Genomic DNA, 18,111 nt, shown 5'->3' on the forward strand with positions numbered 1-18,111 from the left:
AAGTTCGCACGTGGTTCACGCGCCCGCCACGGTGCGTCCACGAAGCCGGGCACCGCGGTACCTACCGTCCTGAGGATCCGGTTCGTCACCATGGAGGTTTCAGACAGTGTCCACTGCACCACTCAACCGCCGCGGATTCCTCGGTCGCACCGCGCTCACCGGACTCGGTGTGGCACTCGCCGGAAGCGTCGACGCCCTCGTCCGGCCGGCGTTCGCGTCCGCGGCACCGGGACAGGCGATCGGCTACGGACCGCTCGTGCCGGACCCGAACCGCATTCTGTCGCTCCCGGTGGGCTTTTCGTACACCATCGTCGCCCGGTCGGGCGAGATGCAGTTGGACGGTGGCGTGCCCGTGCCGAGCGATCCCGACGCCATCGGGGTGTTCGCGCGACCCGGCGGTTCCACGCTCGTCACCAATCACGAGATCGGCAGCGACGAACCGTTCGGCGTGCCCGCTCTCGACGGATTGACGTACGACACGGGCGCGCGCGGCGGCACGACCACGACCGCGGTCGGCGCCGACGGCGCACGGCAGGGCCAGTACGTCAGCGTCGCGGGCACCGTGAACAACTGCGCGGGCGGCATCACCCCGTGGGGAACGTGGTTGACCTGCGAGGAGACGGAGGCTCGCGCGGGGGAGGGTGGGTTCCTGCTCGACCACGGTTACGTCTTCGAGGTCGACCCCGCGAGCCAGGAGGCAAACAGGGACAAAAGTCCTGTGCCGCTGAAGTTTCTGGGCCGGTACGCGCACGAGGCGGTGGCGGTGGATCCGGCGTCGAGCACCATCTATCTGACGGAGGACGCGTCGGGGCCGAACGGACTGTACTACCGGTGGACGCCGCCGCACGGCTTCCGGGGCGGGCCGAACGCGCTGCGCGAACTCGCCCAGTCCCCGGGCGGCGACACCGCAGGCGCACTCCAGGCGATGGCCTGCTTCCAGGGCGGAACGCACGTCCCCGACCTGTCGCAGGCCACCGAGCCGGGCACCGTGTACTCCGTGCAGTGGGTCGGTGTGCCGGACCGCGACGCGACGAGCACGTCGGTGCGTAAGCAGTTCGGGGACGATGTCGTCACCCGGAGCCGCAAGCTGGAGGGGCAGTGGTGGGGCGACGGCGGCGCCTACTTCGTCGCGAGCTACGCACGGACCAGCGACGGCAGCGTCGCCGAGCACGACGGCCAGGTGTGGTTCTTCGACCCGGCGAAACAGACGGTCACCTTGAAGATCCTGTTCGGGGTCAATCCCGATCCCGCCGTCGACACCGGGAACTACGACGGGCCCGACAACATCACGGTCTCGCCGTACGGCGGTGTGATTCTCGCGGAGGACGGCGAAGGAATCAGCCACCTCGTCGGTGTCACGGCGGAGGGGGAGCCGTTCGCGATGGCCCGGAACGAGTTGAACGACAGCGAATTCTGCGGTCCGGCATTCAGCGCCGACGGGAGGACCCTGTTTGTGAACATTCAGTCACCGGGGCTGACACTGGCGATCACCGGTCCGTGGCACCGCCCCCTGCTGTGAGTACTTGTTAACCGCCCGCGGTTAACAAGTACTCACAGGCCGGAGGCAAAAACCCAGCCGCGGAGGGCGAGGAACCGCAGGCCGCCGACCACGGCGCTGACGGCGACGACGAGCGCGACCTGCACGAGGCCGTCGGCGCCGGGGAAGAGCGTGTGCAGGACGGCGAGCGCGAGGGAACTGACGGCCAGCCCGATCAGCGCGAGCGTTCCGCCCTCCCACTGTGCGACGAACCAGCGGACGCGATCCGCGGCGCGGAACGTGAGCCGCCGGTGGAGTTCGTTGGCCAACATCGAACTGGTCACCACGCCGACCAGGTTGGCGACGAACGACCCGTACACGTCGAGGGTGAAGAACGCGAGAGCGTAGAGCACATTGCTCGACGTGCCCACCAGGGTGAACCGGGTCAACTGAGCGAACACGCCGCCGGCCCGCCCACGTAGAGGGGGATACGTGGGCGAGCCGACGGCGTCGTGGAACTGAACGATCATCTCATTCAGCGGATGAGGGCACCGTTGCCGGTGTCCGTCACGTGGCCGCCACCGAGGACGCCGGCCACTTGCTCTTCACTCAGTCCCAGCTCGCGCAGGCGATCCCAGACCTCGTCGAATTCGACGAGCTTCGCATTGAGATCGTTACGCAGCCGGTTGACCTCGTCGCGGATCTTCTCCGCTTCGTCGATCGCTTCCAGCGTCCGCTCCGGCTGGGGCAGGAGCATGGACAGGAGACGGTCCCGGGCGTCGGCGCTCAGCCCGGCGAAGGGCTGATGCTGATCGGCGGGAGCCTCGTGCCTGCCGCCGCGGACGTCGGACGACGGGATCGGCGCCGTGTCGGATTCGAGTGCGTACTCCGGGACGGGGGCGTACTCGGGTTCCTGGACGGGCTCCTGCTCGCTCGACAGGTCGATGGTGCGACGCAGCGGGCGGTTGGGGATCAGGATGACGGCGATCAGGGTGACGACGGCGACGACGGCGGCGATCAGGAAGATCCGCCCCGTCGCGTCGCCGTATGCGGCGCGGATGACTTCCAGGACGGGGGCGGGCATGGACGTCAGGTCCAGGCTTCCGCCGCTGCTCGATCCGGTCGGGATGCCGAGCTTGGCGAAACCGTCGGCCGACAGGTCGGCGACGCGGGTGGCCAGCACCGAACCGAGAACCGAGACGCCGATCGCGCCACCGAAGGTCCGGAAGAAGGCGACCGAGCTGGATGCCGCACCGATGTTCTGGACGCTGACGGTGTTCTGCACCGCGAGGACCAGGTTCTGCATCAGCATGCCCATGCCGAGACCGACGATCGCGATGTACGTGCCGACGAGGGTCAGGTTGGTTTCGTGATCGATGGTGCCGAGCAGTCCGAAGCCTGCGATCATCAGGACGGCGCCGCCGACGACGAACGGCTTCCACTTGCCGAAGCGGGTGATGAGCTGTCCGGATCCGACCGTGCCGAGGAGCATGCCTGCGACCATCGGGATGGTGAGCACTCCGGCCATGGTGGGGGTGTAGCCCCGCGAGGTCTGGAAGTACTGGCCGAGGAACGTGGTGGAGCCGAACATTCCGACACCGACGGCGACGGACGCGATGATCGCGAGTCCGGTGGTCTTCTCCGTGACGATCTTGAGCGGGATGATCGGCGACTTGGCCTTGGCCTCGACGAGGATCGTCGCGGCCAGCAGCAGCACACCGGATCCGACGTACAGTGCCGTCTCCCGGGAGAACCACTCGTAGTAGCCCGCCTTGCCGGCGAACGAGACCCAGATCAGCAGGATGGACACACCGGCGGTCAGCAGGAGGGCGCCGAGCCAGTCGATGGAGACGTCGTCCTTCTTCTCGGTCGCGAGGTGCAGCGTGCGCTGCAGCAGGAACAGTGCGATGACGGCGAGCGGGACGCACACGAAGAAGCACCAGCGCCAGCCGAGGGGGCTGTCGACGATGACGCCGCCGAGGATCGGGCCACCCGACATGGACACGGCCATGACGGCGCCCATGTAGCCGGAGTACCGGCCGCGTTCACGGGGCGAGACGATGGTGCCGATGATGGCGACGACGAGTGCCGTCAGGCCACCCATGCCGATGCCCTGGATGACACGCGCGGTCAGCAGGATCGGCACGTTGTGGGCGAATCCTGCGATCACCGAGCCGATGACGAAGATGACGATCGCGCTCTGGACCAGGACCTTCTTGTTGAACAGGTCGGCGAGCTTGCCCCAGATGGGGGTCGAGGCGGCATTTGCGAGCAGTGCGCTGGTGATGACCCAGGCGTACGCGGTCTGGGTGCCCTTGAGGTCGCCGATGATCGTCGGGAGTGCGGTGGCGACGATCGTGCTGCTCAGCAGTGCGGTGAACAGTGCTGCGAGCAGGCCTGTGAGGGCTTCGAGGATTTGGCGGTGCGTCATGGCCGTCGTTTCTTCAACCGGCGGCCGAGTCTGTGTTTCGGTCATACGCTTTGTGTTCCAATCGGGTTCGAGCTCGTGACGATCCGGTGTTCTGGATCGAAGAGTGTTTCCTTCAGGTGCCGGATGGATTCGAGTGCGGTTGCTGCCTCGGTTTCGTTCCACCCCGTCAACAATTTCTGCATTCGCGCGGCACGTTGCGTTCTCACGTGCTTGACGTACGCCATTCCCTCCTCCGAGACGCGTATTCGGAATGCGCGCCCGTCGGCGGGGTCCGGGTGGCGGCTGACGTAGCCGGCCTCCACCAGGTCGGTGATCTGGCGACTGAGTGACGACTGGCCGACGCACAACTCGGTGGCGAGTTCGTTCTGCCGGCATTCCCCCCGGGCCGCGAGGACGAGGAGGACCCCCGTGAGCGCGCGTGGAATGTGGCCGTCGGCTTCCGACATCAGGGCGTCGCGAAGCACTCGGCCGAAGAGGAAGACCTCGTCGATGAGTGCTTCGGTGGTGCCCAGGGATACGGAAGGCACTGACGTGACGGACATGGCAACCCCTGAAGGACGACTTACTTGATGCAAGCAACTATATACATCGTTAGTGCAAGCAAGTAAGTCTTTTCGGTGTCTGGTGCATCACAACCTCGAGTGACCTATTATCTGCGTATGAATGCAGATAAGCGCGTTTGCCGGCGCAGACTCGACGACGACCAGGTCGGGCTGGTGGTCGAGGTATTCCGCATGCTGGCCGACGCCACCCGGGTGCAGGTGCTGTGGCAGCTGGTGGGCGGCGAACTGTCGGTGAACGAGCTGGCCGAACGGGTCGGAAAGCCGGCGCCGTCCGTCTCGCAGCACCTCGCGAAACTCCGGATGGCCCGCCTCGTGCACACCCGGCGGGAGGGCACGTCCATCTACTACAGCGTCGCCAACGAGCACGTGCAGCAGCTGGTGACCGACGCCGTGTTCAACGCCGAGCACGCAGGCCCCGGCATCCCCGGGCACCATCGCGCGTCGGGGGATCTGCAGGTCCTCCACGACGGTGCCGATCTGGCCGCAGAGGAAGGTGCGTCGTGAAAGGCCACGGCCACGGACACGGACACGGCCACGGGCATTCGGGCGGCGTCCGCGGGGCGATCCGCGAGATCTTCGCCCCGCACAGTCACGACTCCGCGGACAGCGTCGACGACGCGCTCGAGGCCAGCGAGATCGGCATCCGGGCGGTGAAGATCAGCCTGGTGGTGCTGGGCGTCACCGCGCTGGCCCAGATGGTCGTGGTGGTGCTGTCCGGTTCGGTCGCGCTCGCCGCCGACACGATCCACAACTTCTCGGACGCGCTGACGGCGGTCCCGCTGTGGATCGCGTTCGCCCTCGGACGGCGGGCGGCCACGCGGCGGTTCACGTACGGCTACGGCCGGGCCGAAGACCTCGCCGGGTTGTTCGTCGTGGTGATGATCGCGTTGTCCGCGGTCGTCGCGGGTGTGGAGGCCACCCGGCGCCTGCTCGATTCCGTGCCCATCCAGCATCTCGGGTGGGTGGCGCTCGCCGGGATCATCGGTTTCGCCGGCAACGAGTGGGTGGCGCTGTATCGCATCCGGATCGGCCGCCGGATCGGTTCCGCGGCCCTCGTGGCGGACGGACTGCACGCGCGGACCGACGGATTCACCTCTCTCGCCGTGGTATTGGGCGCAGGCGGTGTCGCAGCCGGGATTCCCCTCGCCGATCCACTGGTGGGTCTGGTGATCACGGCCGCGATCCTGCTGGTGCTGCGGACCGCCGCCCGCGACGTGTTCCGGCGACTGATGGACGGCGTCGACCCCGGGTTGGTCGACGCCGCCGAACGGGCCCTCGCGGCCGAACCGGGAGTGGTCGGGGTGCGGAGCGTGAAGATGCGCTGGATCGGGCACCGCCTGCACGCGGACGCCGAACTCGACGTCGACCCCTCGACCAGCCTCGGCGACGCGCACCGCGTCGCGCACACCGCGGAACACACGCTCACCCACGCGGTCCCGAAGCTGAGCACCGCCCTCATCCACGCCTACCCGGCGCACGACGTGGAGGCGGCAGGCCGGGCGGGGTGACCCGCCGCTACCGCGGGTCGGGGCCGGTGGCGACGGGACGTCCGGGATCGGACGACCACTGCGACCACGACCCCGGGTACAGGGCGGCATCGATGCCGGCGAGGGCGAGCGCCGCGACCTGATGGGCCGCCGTCACACCCGATCCGCAGTAGACGCCGACCGGACGTCCGGGCTCGGCGCCGACCGCGGCGAACCGTGCGCGCAGCGCGTCCGCCGGCGCGAACCGTCCGTCGGGTCCGAGGTTCTCGGCCGTCGGGGCGCTGTGGGCGCCGGGAATGTGCCCGGCGCGGGGGTCGACAGGTTCGGTCGCCCCCGAATACCGCTCGGCGGCACGGGCATCGAGAAGCCGGCCGTGGGCGGCGAAGTCGGCGGCCTCGTCCGCGGTCAACGTCGGCAGGTGGCCCGCGGTGAGCACGACGTCGCCGGGGACTCGCGCCTGCTCGTCGCCGGACCGGACGGGGCGGCCCGACGACGTCCACGCGCCGAGGCCGCCGTCGAGCATGCTGACGTCGGCGACACCCGCCCAGCGCAGCAGCCACCACGCTCGCGCGGCGGCGAGGTTCCCCGTGGCGTCGTAGACCACGACCGTGCTGCCCGCCCGGACACCCCACCGGCGCGCGGCGTCCTGGAGGTCCGTCACCGCCGGAAGCGGATGCCTGCCGAGTTCCGGGCGTCCCGGTGCGGCGAGTTCGGTGTCGAGGTCCACGAACACGGCCCCCGGAATGTGCGCGTCGAGGTAATGCTGCCTGCCCTCGGTGTCGCCGAGGGCCCACCGCACGTCCAGCAGAACCGGGGGAGCGTCGCTGCGCAACAGCGCCGCCAACTCGTCGATCGTCACCACAGGGCTCATCGCACCACTGTCGCACACGGTGGATTCGGGGTGCCGTTGACGCGAGAACCTGGCACCCTGGCACGCATGACGGGACGTCGCACGACGGCGCTGCTGCTTGCGGCCGCGCTGTTCGGGCTGACCGGGTGCGGAACGGCCGAACCGGCGAAGACGCCGTCGCCGGTGCCGCGGGTGCAGGCGTCCGCGTCCGGGCTGACCCTCGACGGCCGGCCGTGGTGGCCCGCCGGGCTGAACGCCTATCAGCTGGCCACCGACTGGTCCGTCAACCGCGGGTGCGGCGCCGAGGTGGATCTGGACGGCTTCTTCGGCGGCCTGCCGGAGGGGTCGCTCACCCGGTTCAACGCGTTCCAGTGGCTGGCGATCGACAAGGTGACCGGCGCGCTGGACTTCACGGGCATCGACAACGTCTTCCGGGCGGCCGAGGCGCACCGCCAGCTGGTGATCCCGGTGCTCGCCGCACAGGACGGATCGTGTGGTGACGAGATCTTCAAGTCGAGTGAGTGGTACGACGGCGGTTGGCGCAGCGTCGCCCCCGGTTCGGTGCTCAGCTACGAGGACTGGGTCGCGACGGCGGTGAAGCGGTGGCGGGATTCCCCGTCGCTGGCGATGTGGGAGCTGATGGGGGAGCCCGAACCGCTGACCCCGTTCCACAGCTGCACGGACACCGCGGGTGAGACACTGCGGGTGTTCGTCGACGAGGCCGGCGGCCTGGTCCGCAGCCTCGACGACCGGCACCCGATCACGCTCGGGATGATCGGCGGCGGCCAGTGCGGCACGGCGGGAACGGATTACGAGTTCGTGGGCGCGTCGCCCGCACTCGACGTCCTGCAGTACCACGACTACGGCGCCGACGGTGTTCCGCTGCCCGGCGACCGCTACAACGGTCTCGCCCTGCACATCGAGCAGGCCGAACACCTGCGCAAACCGATCCTCGTCGCGGAGATCGGACAGTATTCGGGGGCGGGATGCGTCTCCGTCGTGGAGCGGGCCCGGGAAGTGGCCGTGAAGATCGACGGCCAGCGTGCGGCCGGGACCGCGGGCGCGCTGCTGTGGGCGTTCGTGCCCGACCCGCGTCACGGCGAGTGCACGTACGACATCGGACCCGACGACCCGGTGCGGGGAGTGCTGCGCGAACGCAACGGCACCCGCTGAGCGTCACAGCACCCGGTACAGCCGCCACGTGGGCTGGTCCTGGCCGTCGTTCGGGATCTCGAGTTCCAGCGTCGCGATGTCCGCGCCGGTCTCGTACAGCGTCGGGTACCGCCGGTTGACGGCATCGGACTCGCCGCGACCGGTGTTGGGGACGGCGAGGACGTACTGGATGCCGTGATCGGCGGGCCGGTTGACGATCGACGTGAAGTCCTGGTCGGACGGGATGACGAACGTGCGCGGGTTGTCGGTCGCGGTGTAGACGGCGAACCCGTAGACGGTGTCCATGAGCACCGACCCCTCGGGCAGATTCATCGAGTCGATGTGGCGGGCCAGTTCCCGTTCGGTGCGGAACGAGGCGATGATCCGCCGCTCGGTGCGCCGCTTGTCGGACGTGTCGTCCGGCGCGGGGAACACCACGGACTCCAGCGCGTACTGCTGATCCGACAGGGTGGGGGACACCATCAGCGCACCGGTGGCGACGGGAGTGAAGACGACGAGGGCCACGGCGAGGGCCGCCGGAACGGAACGGGAGCCGACGACGAGGCGACGGGTGAATCCGTGCGGACCGTGCCGCCGCTCCACCAGCGCCCCACCCGGCGGGACGAGTTGGAACGCGAGCACCGCCATCAGCGGAAGCGCGCAGATGTAGAACCGCAGGAACGGGAACGTCAGTCCGCGCATGTAGCTGAGCGTGGCGAACGCGATCACCGACGCGAGCACCGCCACGGCCGCCACCACCTCGAGGTCGCGGCGACGCCAGGCCAGCACCGCGACGATCGGGACCAGCAGCGGGAGCACTGGCCCGAGCACGACGGTCTCCGCGATCGAGAAGACCAAGGCGTATCCGGGGTCGGTGGATCCGCCGCCGCTCTGGGCGAGGATGCTCGCGTTGCCGTACGTCGACGAGAACTGCTGCAGGGCCTCACCCGTGATGAGCCAGCTGGTGGCCGCCCACGCCAGGAACGCCACCCCGGTGGGAAGTGCCACCAGCACGGCGTCGAGGGCCGCGGGAAACAGCAGTTCCCGCTTGTTCTTCCACCCCTGCCGCAGCAGGGTCGTCGCGAACACGAACACGGTCACGGCCAGTCCGGCGGCCAGCGCGTCGTACCGGGTCAGGTAGGCGAGGCCCAGCGCGACCGCGACGGCGACGAGGTCGTGGATGTCGTCGGTGGTGCACCAGCGGATCAACCGGCGGGTGGCCCAGCACATCAGCAGCAGGAACGGCGCCTCGCTCATCCCGTTGCCGCCGTAGAACACGATCATCGGGTTCAGCGCGAACAGGGCGGTGACCGCCCAGATCAGCCACGTCGGGCAGCCGCGATCGGTGCCGATCTTGAAGATCTGCACCACCGCGCCCGCCATGAACGGCGCGGACATCACCACCCCCGTCACACCCCAGGTGGTGAGACCGGGCCACCAGTGGCTGAGCAGCACCGTCGGCAATTGCACCACCGCCGTCAGGGGCGTGAACACGAAACCGATCGCGGCGAGATGCGGGTCGCGGCTGAACAGGACGCTGCGTGCGGCGGAAATGCGACTGAGCGCATCACCCATCAGAAATCCGTGCCCGACAGTCAGATACAGCCCGACCATCACGTACAGCGCGGTGCAGCCCCAGAACAGCCAGCGTGCCGGCCTCACGGTGCGGCCCCCGAATTCGACTTCGCCGCATCCGATTCGGCCGCGGTCGGTGTGCTCGCTCCGCTCAGCCCGTGGAACGTCTTCTCCCAGTACGACGGGTTCCGGATCAACTGGTACGTGCCCTTGATCGCCGCGATGCTCATCATCACCCAGTACAGCGGTGTGGTCAGTCCCGCGATCAGCAGCGCCGAGTTCCGGGTCTCCCGGCACGCGATCAGATTCATGTAGAGCACGGCGACGTTGCCGAACAGCAGCGAGATGAGCGCCGGGAAGTACACGTACGCGGGAAACTCTTCCTGGATGACGTGCGGCTGGCCCAGGATCCAGGCCAGGCTGATCAGCCAGAACACCATGTTGAGGCACGCGATCAGCGGCGTCCCCGCCATGAGGGCCGTGAACCGGAAGAACCCGACGGCGCCGAGACCCCGCCACAGGCCGACGGGTCTGCGCATGTGCACCAGCCACGTCTGCAGGTAGCCCTTGTACCAGCGGGACCGCTGCCGGATCCAGTTGATGGCGTCGCTGTTCGCTTCCTCCAGTGTCGTGGAGTCGAGGACGGCGGTGCGGTATCCCGATTCGGCGATGCGCACCCCCAGGTCCGCGTCCTCGGTGACGTTGAACGGATCCCAGGACCCGATCTCGTCGAGCACGCTGCGCCGCAGATGATTCGACGTGCCGCCGAGCGGGATAGGCGAATCGCTGCGCATCAGTCCGGGCAGGATGAACCCGAACCACAACGCGTAGTCGGCGGTGAACCACGCGGTGAGCAGATTCTGGGTCCCGTTGTGGAACGCCAACTTCGCCTGCACGCACGCGGTGTTGTCGGGGAGCCGGTCGAACGCCGCGACGACCCGCCGCAGTTGCAGCGGGTCCGGGTGATCCTCGGCGTCGTAGATGGTGACGATCTCGCCGGTGGAGAAGTGCAGTCCGTAGTTGCAGGCCTTCGGTTTGGTCCGCGGATCGGCGGGCGGTACGAGGAGGATGGTGACCACGTCGCCGACTCCGGCGGCGTTCGCGGCGTCGATGGTGACGTCGTCGTCCTCCTCGAGGAGCAGGAGCACCTGCAGTTTCTCCTCGGGGTAACTCAGTGCCCGCATGGCCGCGATGAGATCGGCCACCACTTCCGGTTCGTTGTAGGCGGGGACCAGGATCGTGTACGGCGGCAACCGGTCGTCGGTCAGTGCGAGGGCGTCCTCGTCGGAGATGCTGACGATGGTGCTGCCGTCCAGGCCGCGGAAGAACAGGATCAGCCGGTCGGCCAGCGTCCAGACGTACGCGATGGTGCAGAAGAGGGTGACCGCCACCAGCGTGGGAATCGGGAAGAAGTACGCACACACGATCCCGACGGCCAGCAGGGCGAGCAGCAGGTTGCGCTGCCACGGGTAGAACGCGACCGAGGCGGACGACATCGGATGCTTCTCGCGCAGGCCGTTGACGGCGTCGTGGAGGGCGGCGGCCTTGAACTCGGTGTCGTACGTGTCGTCTTCGCGGGTCACCACTGCTGCGCCTCCACGATCTCGCGTGCCAGGGTTTCGAGCATCTCCCGGTCCTTGTACTCCGGTTCCGTGTCGGAGACCGCGGTCTTGCCCCGCAGCAGGACGGCCAGCGAGTTGGCGCCGTTGGACGCCATCGACGGCGCCGGTTCCGGGAACAGCGCGTCGGGTTCGTGGTTGTCGACGGTGATGAGGCTGACCCGCTGGGTGAGACCCGGACCCCGCACCCACACGAAGTTGAGATTGCTCCAGGTGAGCAGGAGGTCGTCGTCGACGACGGTGTACATCTCCGCGGTCACCCCGCGGCCGACGTCGACGAAAACCTTCGAGCTGACGCGGGCGTTCTGCAGTCGGTATTGGGTGTGGCTGGGGTACACCTCGAGTGTCGTGGGCCTGCGCACCGACAGCGTGTCCACCTGCACGGTGCGGGGGCGGTTCTGCACGTCCCACGCCGGGTTGGGTTCGGTGGTGCGGATGGTCTGCCGGGTGAGCCGCGACGTGGAACCGAAGTACTTGCGCGGCCAGCTGTACTCGGTGTAATCCAGTTCCTGCCAGCCGCCCGGCACGACGATCCCCGCGTGCGCGGCGGGAGAGGGGCCGGGCGAGACAGGGGTGAGGTTCTGGTCGGGCAGCGGCGTCACGAACAACGCCGCGGCGACCACGAACACCGCGACGAACGTGAAGCCGCTGTTGATGGTGGTGGGGCGGCGGACGGGGCGGTCGAACGGTGCCAGGCTGCCGCCGCGCCGCTTGTACACGTAGAAGCAGGCTCCGACGATGATCGAGGTGGCCAGGGCCGGACCGAGTTGGGTGGCGAACGTGGGCGCCGTCGGGAACATCCTGATCGTCACGTACAACGCGACGCTGCCCAGTGTCACCGAGCAGGCGAAACCGACGGCCGCGCGGCGGTTGCTCCGGCTGACGGCGATGGCGGTGGCGCCGGAGGCGAGGACGACCATGATCAGGCCGTAGTGGAAACGCTGGCCGCCGAGCAGGATCGCCAGCGAACGGTACGTCAGCGGACCGAGCGCCAGCGCGAGCACCCACACCGGCCAGAACCGGCACACCGGGCGGAGCCCGAAGACGAGGACCGCGGAGCTGAACACGAACACCCACGCCGCGACGACGTCGATGTGCATCAACTGGTAGTCCTCGGCGAACCGGGGCAGGAGCAGCACCTGGATCGCCAGGGTGACGAGCAGCCCGATACCGCCCACGATCTTGTCGGTCTGGCGGTCGTGGATGGGGAGTTCGCCCTCCCGCCGCAGCGAGATGCCGATCGCCGCGCAGATGCACAGTGCCGGGACGACGAAGACGTAGCCGATGGCGGTGCCCTCGGTGGTACTGCGCCACACGTCCTGCCACGTCTTCCAGAACGCGAAGACCGTCGCCGCCACGATGAGGACCCACCGGGCGGTGAGCCGGATCGCGGCGTCGAGGGCGACGTTGCCGATGATCATGGGGAGCCGCTCAGCGTGGCAGCGGACGGGTCCGGCGATGACGCATCACGACCGCCGCCGCGATCACGATTCCCACCAGCAGCAGGATCCCGGCGACGCCGAGCACCCACCCGACCGTCGTGGAGACACCGGACGTGCTCGCACCGCCCGCGGTGTCCGGTATCGACAGTTCGACGGGGTCGCGGTTCGCGGCGGTGAAGAGGATGTCACCGTTCAGGCTCGCCCAGCGATCCGGTGTCGCCCGAAGCCATTCGAGTGTCCGGTCGAGTTCGCCGGGCACACCGGTGGATCCGGCGACCACCACCTGCCGGGTGCCGTCGAACGCGGTCTGCAGTGACGCGAAGTCGATCGGTGCGCCGAACGTGACGGTGGTGGAGCCGTCGGTCCCCGGATCGGTCAGTTCGAACGTGGAGTCCTCGGTGCTCGACAGGGGCAACGGGACGTCGTCCGGGAGATTCCCGTCGGCGGCGATGAGGATGGCGGGCGACTCCGAGCCCACGGCCTCGTCGATCGACACCCAGTGGGGGTCGAGTTCGACGGTGGTCAGCGATTGCAGTCCCGTCACCACGGCCACGGCGCGTGCTGTGTCGTCGAATCCGCCGACGGTGCCCGCGACGTCGACGCTCGGCAGCAACGACTGCGGCAGCGACTCGAACCCACCCGGATGCGGGGTGCCCGACGGTTCGCTGGTGACCTCGCTGTCCGGGTCGATCGACAGGGTGACCGGTTGTTCGAGTCCGCACTGGTTGGTGGCGCCCGTGGTCTGCAGGGCGACGGTGAGCGTGGTGACCCGGCGCAGCGCATCGTTCGGCACGTCGATCCAACGGTCGATCGCACCACTGGGTTCGGCGGCCCAGCTGGCCACCTGCCGATCGCCGGCGGAGACGGAGATCAGACCGTTCTGATTGCTCGGCAGCGGTGTGTACGTGCCCTGCAGGTTGACTCGCACGGTGTCCGAGGCCCGGCCGAGCCGCGTCTGGTCGAGTCCGAGGGCCACCTCGACGCGGCCGTGCGCGGTGGCGTCGAGGTTGGTCTGGCCGAGCCCGCGCAGCGTCGTGGACGTGGGGGCGAGGATCGGCGGGTTGTCCATCGAACCGGCCGTCGCACGGGCCTCCACCGCAATGCTCGCCACCTGGCTGGTGATCAGCCGGCTCTGGTTCTCCAGCGTGCGGTCGTCGCCGGTCAGGCGCAGCGCCGGCGGACCGCTCGGTGCCGGGATCAACTCGGTCGCGGCGGTGCCGCTCTCGCGGATCACCACGGAACGCTCGAACGGGCTGTCGGCGGACGTCGGCGTCGACTGCCCGTTGGGAAGCCGCCGCACGTCCACCCGCACCGGTTGCGCGCCGTAATAGGCGACGACGGCCGCGCCGAGGTCGACCGCCGCCGCGCTCTCCGCCGAACTGGGATCGCCGGGAACGTAGAGGTGCAACTGCTGCAGGACCGGCGGCAGGAAGTCCGCGACGACCGTCGGGTTCGCAGGCGTCCCGCTGTACGCGGCCCGGACGTCGCGGAAGGTCAGGCTGCGTCCCGTCCAGTCCTGGGGGCAAATGTTGTCCAGCGGCACCAGCGTGGTCCTCAGCGTGACCGCGACCGCCTGATCGGTCAGCTCGGCGCCCGCGAGGGGAATCGACACCGGCGCACTCTGGGCAGGCGCTCCCGGCAGATCCACCCGGCCGAGCGAGCGGCCCGCGGACTCGACGTCGATCCACGCGCGCCCGACATTGCCGGGAAGGTCGACCACCCCGTCGAGCGACGTCGGCGTGAGTCCCTGCGGGACCGGCACGGTGATCGTCACCTCGTCGTGATTGCCGCGGAACGGCACCGCCTCACCGAACCCCAGCGTCCGCGAATCCAGCGAAACAGCGCCACTGGGCTGCGGCTCGATCTCCGTGGTCACCGGATCCTGCGCATGCGCCACCGGGAGCGACAACAGTGCCAGCCCACACACCGCGAGCACGGCGAGAAGGCGGGGAGTGTGTGAGCGGACAGGTGCGGCAACGGGCATCGGCAGAATCTTTCGGTGCGGCGTGGCGGGCGAAGTCTGGAATCGGCACAAATGGGACGGTCGTGCCTGACGCTACAAGGGAAAGCGCTGGGATGTGTGCCGAACGACCATGGCGACTGGGTTACCGCGTGGTGCGGGCACAAATTTGGTCTAAGGCATCCACGACATTTTCCAATTTGTCCCGGCCGTAGGGGGACTCAGGTCTCTGACTCGCGTGCGATAGTCTGCGGCAAGTTCGTAGTACTTGTCTGCAGTACGTGACAGTTGATGTCCCAACACGGCAATCGTGATCGGGAGGATCGAGAGTGTTGCGGCAAACCAGGTCTCAGGAGCGTCTCCGCTGAAGTACCAGAGCAGGGCAGCCCCGGTCAGGGATCCCGCGACTAATTCGACGAGCTTGCCAGTGAGTCGACGATAGTGAGCTCGTCGTTCTGCAGCGCGGGCGTACTTCCTCGCGATTGCATAGCGTCCGACGTATGACGGGATGTCCCAGTCGCCGCCAAAACGCATGAGGAAGTCGCCCTGTTCATCGACCGCCGCTGCTCCCGTCAGGGCATCGGGGAACAGCGTCGTGGCGGCGTTTTCCCGGGCTGCCGAGAAGGCAACGGACTGCTGGCGGAACAGCATCACAGTCACTGCAGAGGACATGCCGATCAGTGACGAGACCATAATTGAGTCGTTCGTGATCTCTACACTCAGCCTCGCAACGAGTAGAACAAGATTCGTGATCGCGAGATTTCTGGCGTACCGGCTTCTCACGAACTGGTGGAGTAGTCGTCCGTGCGACGTGTGTGGTGTGTAGATCGGAATCCAATTCAGCGTCCATGCTGTCCCGAGGAAGGCGAATACGGCCAACACCTGGAAAAACCACAGGGAATAGCCAGCGATATCGATGGCGGCTTGGGAGACCACGGCACCGCTCCAGGCGAGTACCACGCATAGTGTGACAACCCAAAGCGAAAGAACCGCGACGGCATACACGGCGTGCATTGCGAAAAGTGCTCGGAAGTAGTGCCGGGGCAGCGACCAACGCTGCCCCGTTCGTAACGTGAACAATCGGATCCCCCCGAGTTCGTCGTGTGAACAGTGGTGTGGGATCAGACAGTAGACGGGGGCACTGACACGAAGGGAATTAGTCCGCGCTGGAGTTTGGATGCCGGCGTCGGAATCCTGGATTGTGCCCGGCTCAGCCGCCGCGACGCGCGGGCGCCCGGCCGTACGGTTGCCGTACGGCCGTGGTGTTCGGCGGATCCGGGATCGGTCGTGTCACCGGGAAGGTGTCGAGAGTGAACCGGTTTCCGTGATGGGCGAGCTCGACCGGTTCGCCCGACAGCAGGCGGTAGGTTGCGGTCCTGGCGCGGATGTCCACGTGGATCTGGCTGCCCCGCACCGTCATCCGGAACGACAGGTTGACCAGCTGTGGTGGTATCCGGGGCGCGAAGGAGATGTCGCCGTCGTGGTCGCGCATCCCGCCGAACCCCGCCACACATGCCATCCACGTCCCGGCCAGTGAAGCGATGTGCAAACCGTTCTCCACGTTGGAGTGGAGGTCGTGGAGATCGGTCAGCGCCGCCTCGGCGAGGTAGTCGTAGGCGAGTTGGAGTTGGCCGACCTCCGCTGCCATCACGGACTGCACACACGCCGACAGCGACGAGTCCCGCACCGTCAGGGCCTCGTAATAGGCGAAATTGGCGATCTTCTGCTCGTCGGTGAAGGCGTCCCCGCGAAGATACATCGCCAGCACCAGGTCGGCCTGCTTCACCACCTGCTTGCGGTAGAGGTCGAAGTACGGGTAGTGGAGCAGCAGCGGATAATGTTCGGGCGGGGTGCTTTCGAAGTCCCACTCGGCATGGTGCGTGAAGGCGTCGGACTGCTGGTGCACGCCGAGTGCGTCGTCGAACGGAATGCGCATGTGCTCGGCGGCATCTCGCCAGAGTGCTGTTTCCTCGTCGTCGACGCCGAGTTCGCGCGCCAGTCCGGGGCGTCTTTCGCACGCGGCCGCCGCGTCGCGCAGATTCTTCTGCGCCATGAGATTGGTGAATACGTTGTTGTCGGCCACGGCGGTGTACTCGTCCGGCCCGGTGACGCCGTCGAGCCGGAACTCGCCCTGCGCATTGTGATGACCGAGCGACGTCCACAACCGGGCGGTCTCCACCAGCAGTTCGACGCCGCATTCGGCCTCGAAATCCTCGTCCTCGGTCGCGGCCAGATACCGGGACGTCGCGGCGGCGACGTCGGCACCCACGTGGAACGCCGCGGTGCCGGCGGGCCAATAGCCGGAGCACTCCTCGCCGTTGATGGAGCGCCACGGGAACACGGCGCCGGCCTGCCCCAGCTGGACCGCGCGGATCTTCGCCTTGTCCAGCGTGGAATGCCGCCAGCGCAGTGCGTCGCGCGCCGAATCCGGCACCGTGTACGTGAGCAGGGGAAGCACGAACGTCTCGGTGTCCCAGAACGCGTGCCCGTCGTAGCCGGGGCCGGTCAGGCCCTTCGCGGGGATCGCGCGCGACTCACCACGAGCACCCGCCTGCAGCACGTGGAACAGGGCGAACCGCACCGCCTGCTGAAGTTCCGCGTCACCGTCGATCTCGACGTCCGCCGTCGCCCAGAAGATGTCGAGGTACTCCCGCTGCCGTTTCAGCAAGGTGTCCCAGCCGGTTTCGAGTGCTCCGGCGAGCGCTCCCTCGACCTGGCCGCGCAGGGCCGGCGTCGACCGCCGCGCCGACCACCCGTAGGCCAGGTACTTCGTCACCTTCAACCGTTCACCCTGCGGAATGTCGACGGCCACGGTGAGCCGGGCGAGATCCTCTTCCGTCTCGATGCTGCACCGCCCGCCGCCGGGATACTCGATCTCGTGGTCCATACCCGCGGCCATCCGCAGTCCCGAGGCCCTCGTGTGGTGGGCGAGTACCGCGCGGTAGTCGTGGGCGGCCGCGAAATCGGGCACCAGCGGACGGTCCAGGGCGGCCGCCACTCTCGGATCGTCCGTGCGGGTCGGGATCTGCTCGTTGGCGAGCAGATCCGATTGCAGGACGAGTTCGATGTCGCCGTCGAGCGGCTCGACCTCGTAGTGGATGGCGGCGACCGCGCGGGAGGTGAAGGACACGAGCCGCTCCGAATGGATCCGGACCCGGCGTCCCGTCGGTGACGTCCATTCGGTGGTGCGGCGCAGGGTGCCCGAGCGGAAGTCGAGGACGCGTTCGTGCGCCGGTGCGCTGCCGTACCGCATGTCCATGGGCTCGTCTTCCACGAGCAGGCGGATGATGCTGCCGTCGGTCACGTTGACGACGGTCTGCCCGTCCTCGGGATAGCCGTAGCCTGCCTCCGCATACGGCAGGGGGCGCTGCTCGTAGAACCCGTTGAGATAGGTGCCGGGGAGACCGCGTGGTTCACCCTCCTCGAACGTGCCACGAATCCCGATGTGCCCGTTGGACAGTGCGAACGTGGATTCGGTGGCGTGCAGTGCCTCCAGATCCAGTCCGCGCCATTTCAGCTGCCACGGCGAGATCTCGTAGCCCTTGTCGTCCATGC

Annotated in this window: 14 protein-coding genes; 4 read left to right on the forward strand and 10 right to left on the reverse strand. The window is 68.0% G+C overall.

What is annotated here, in order from left to right:
* Window positions 1–106: 106 nt before the first annotated feature.
* On the forward strand, window positions 107–1,519 hold the full coding sequence (locus tag ACFU5V_RS04285; protein WP_378697130.1) for an alkaline phosphatase PhoX: 1,413 nt from the start codon (window positions 107–109) through the stop codon (window positions 1,517–1,519).
* A 32-nt stretch (window positions 1,520–1,551) separates the two neighbouring features.
* Here ACFU5V_RS04285 and ACFU5V_RS04290 read toward each other — a convergent pair whose 3' ends face one another.
* Genes ACFU5V_RS04290 through ACFU5V_RS04300 form a run of 3 tightly spaced genes read right to left on the reverse strand, consistent with a single transcriptional unit; the run spans window position 1,552 to window position 4,450 of the window.
* Window positions 1,552–2,007, reverse strand: a complete 456-nt coding sequence (locus ACFU5V_RS04290; protein WP_378436873.1) for a GtrA family protein — start codon at window positions 2,005–2,007, stop codon at window positions 1,552–1,554.
* A 5-nt stretch (window positions 2,008–2,012) separates the two neighbouring features.
* Entirely contained in the window at window positions 2,013–3,953 is a 1,941-nt protein-coding gene (locus tag ACFU5V_RS04295) for an MFS transporter (RefSeq protein WP_378697132.1), read from the reverse strand.
* Window positions 3,950–4,450: a MarR family winged helix-turn-helix transcriptional regulator gene (locus ACFU5V_RS04300; RefSeq protein ID WP_378697134.1), complete on the reverse strand. Its 501-nt coding sequence runs from the start codon at window positions 4,448–4,450 to the stop codon at window positions 3,950–3,952. The genes ACFU5V_RS04295 and ACFU5V_RS04300 overlap by 4 nt, the downstream gene beginning before the upstream one ends.
* 117 nt (window positions 4,451–4,567) lie before the next feature.
* Between ACFU5V_RS04300 and ACFU5V_RS04305 the strand changes: the two genes are divergently transcribed.
* Together ACFU5V_RS04305 and ACFU5V_RS04310 are read left to right on the forward strand one after the other, a co-directional pair.
* A complete protein-coding gene (locus tag ACFU5V_RS04305) occupies window positions 4,568–4,975 on the forward strand; it encodes a metalloregulator ArsR/SmtB family transcription factor (protein WP_124391956.1) in 408 nt (135 codons plus the stop codon).
* Window positions 4,972–5,979, forward strand: a complete 1,008-nt coding sequence (locus ACFU5V_RS04310) for a cation diffusion facilitator family transporter (RefSeq protein WP_378697137.1) — start codon at window positions 4,972–4,974, stop codon at window positions 5,977–5,979. The genes ACFU5V_RS04305 and ACFU5V_RS04310 overlap by 4 nt, the downstream gene beginning before the upstream one ends.
* A gap of 7 nt (window positions 5,980–5,986) precedes the next feature.
* Here the strand turns inward: ACFU5V_RS04310 and ACFU5V_RS04315 are convergent, their stop codons facing one another.
* Complete coding sequence (locus ACFU5V_RS04315; protein ID WP_378697577.1) at window positions 5,987–6,820, reverse strand: sulfurtransferase; 834 nt, start codon at window positions 6,818–6,820, stop codon at window positions 5,987–5,989.
* A 75-nt stretch (window positions 6,821–6,895) separates the two neighbouring features.
* On the opposite strand from ACFU5V_RS04315, the gene ACFU5V_RS04320 reads away from it, so the two are divergent.
* The gene (locus ACFU5V_RS04320) at window positions 6,896–7,981 is read left to right on the forward strand and encodes a beta-mannosidase (protein ID WP_378697139.1); all 1,086 of its coding nucleotides are present in this window, start codon (window positions 6,896–6,898) and stop codon (window positions 7,979–7,981) included.
* A 3-nt stretch (window positions 7,982–7,984) separates the two neighbouring features.
* Here ACFU5V_RS04320 and ACFU5V_RS04325 read toward each other — a convergent pair whose 3' ends face one another.
* From ACFU5V_RS04325 to ACFU5V_RS04350, 6 genes are all read right to left on the reverse strand, one after another.
* Window positions 7,985–9,574 carry an ArnT family glycosyltransferase gene (locus tag ACFU5V_RS04325; RefSeq protein ID WP_378697579.1) on the reverse strand — a complete coding sequence of 530 codons (1,590 nt, stop codon included), beginning with the start codon at window positions 9,572–9,574 and terminating at the stop codon, window positions 7,985–7,987.
* A 44-nt stretch (window positions 9,575–9,618) separates the two neighbouring features.
* A complete protein-coding gene (locus ACFU5V_RS04330; protein ID WP_378697581.1) occupies window positions 9,619–11,118 on the reverse strand; it encodes a glycosyltransferase in 1,500 nt (499 codons plus the stop codon).
* Complete coding sequence (locus ACFU5V_RS04335; protein ID WP_378697141.1) at window positions 11,115–12,575, reverse strand: hypothetical protein; 1,461 nt, start codon at window positions 12,573–12,575, stop codon at window positions 11,115–11,117. The genes ACFU5V_RS04330 and ACFU5V_RS04335 overlap by 4 nt, the downstream gene beginning before the upstream one ends.
* Before the next feature lie 10 nt (window positions 12,576–12,585).
* Window positions 12,586–14,580, reverse strand: coding sequence for a hypothetical protein (locus ACFU5V_RS04340; RefSeq protein ID WP_378697143.1), 1,995 nt, complete (start codon window positions 14,578–14,580; stop codon window positions 12,586–12,588).
* Window positions 14,581–14,730: 150 nt separating this feature from the next.
* Window positions 14,731–15,492, reverse strand: coding sequence for a hypothetical protein (locus ACFU5V_RS04345; RefSeq protein WP_378697145.1), 762 nt, complete (start codon window positions 15,490–15,492; stop codon window positions 14,731–14,733).
* 274 nt (window positions 15,493–15,766) lie between these two features.
* On the reverse strand, window positions 15,767–18,109 hold the full coding sequence (locus tag ACFU5V_RS04350) for a glycoside hydrolase family 65 protein (RefSeq protein WP_378697147.1): 2,343 nt from the start codon (window positions 18,107–18,109) through the stop codon (window positions 15,767–15,769).
* Window positions 18,110–18,111 lie beyond the last annotated feature (2 nt).

The organism is Rhodococcus sp. NPDC057529 (genome assembly GCF_042802055.1).
Classification (GTDB): domain Bacteria; phylum Actinomycetota; class Actinomycetes; order Mycobacteriales; family Mycobacteriaceae; genus Rhodococcus_F.

Coding starts and splice junctions, on each gene's coding strand:
- ACFU5V_RS04350 (WP_378697147.1), bottom strand. CDS start 18,109: ATGGACGACAAGGGCTACGAGATCTCGCCGTGGCAGCTGAAATGGCGC.
- ACFU5V_RS04325 (WP_378697579.1), bottom strand. CDS start 9,574: ATGGTCGGGCTGTATCTGACTGTCGGGCACGGATTTCTGATGGGTGAT.
- ACFU5V_RS04300 (WP_378697134.1), bottom strand. CDS start 4,450: ATGTCCGTCACGTCAGTGCCTTCCGTATCCCTGGGCACCACCGAAGCA.
- ACFU5V_RS04340 (WP_378697143.1), bottom strand. CDS start 14,580: ATGCCCGTTGCCGCACCTGTCCGCTCACACACTCCCCGCCTTCTCGCC.
- ACFU5V_RS04320 (WP_378697139.1), top strand. CDS start 6,896: ATGACGGGACGTCGCACGACGGCGCTGCTGCTTGCGGCCGCGCTGTTC.
- ACFU5V_RS04295 (WP_378697132.1), bottom strand. CDS start 3,953: ATGACCGAAACACAGACTCGGCCGCCGGTTGAAGAAACGACGGCCATG.
- ACFU5V_RS04335 (WP_378697141.1), bottom strand. CDS start 12,575: ATGATCATCGGCAACGTCGCCCTCGACGCCGCGATCCGGCTCACCGCC.
- ACFU5V_RS04305 (WP_124391956.1), top strand. CDS start 4,568: ATGAATGCAGATAAGCGCGTTTGCCGGCGCAGACTCGACGACGACCAG.
- ACFU5V_RS04290 (WP_378436873.1), bottom strand. CDS start 2,007: ATGATCGTTCAGTTCCACGACGCCGTCGGCTCGCCCACGTATCCCCCT.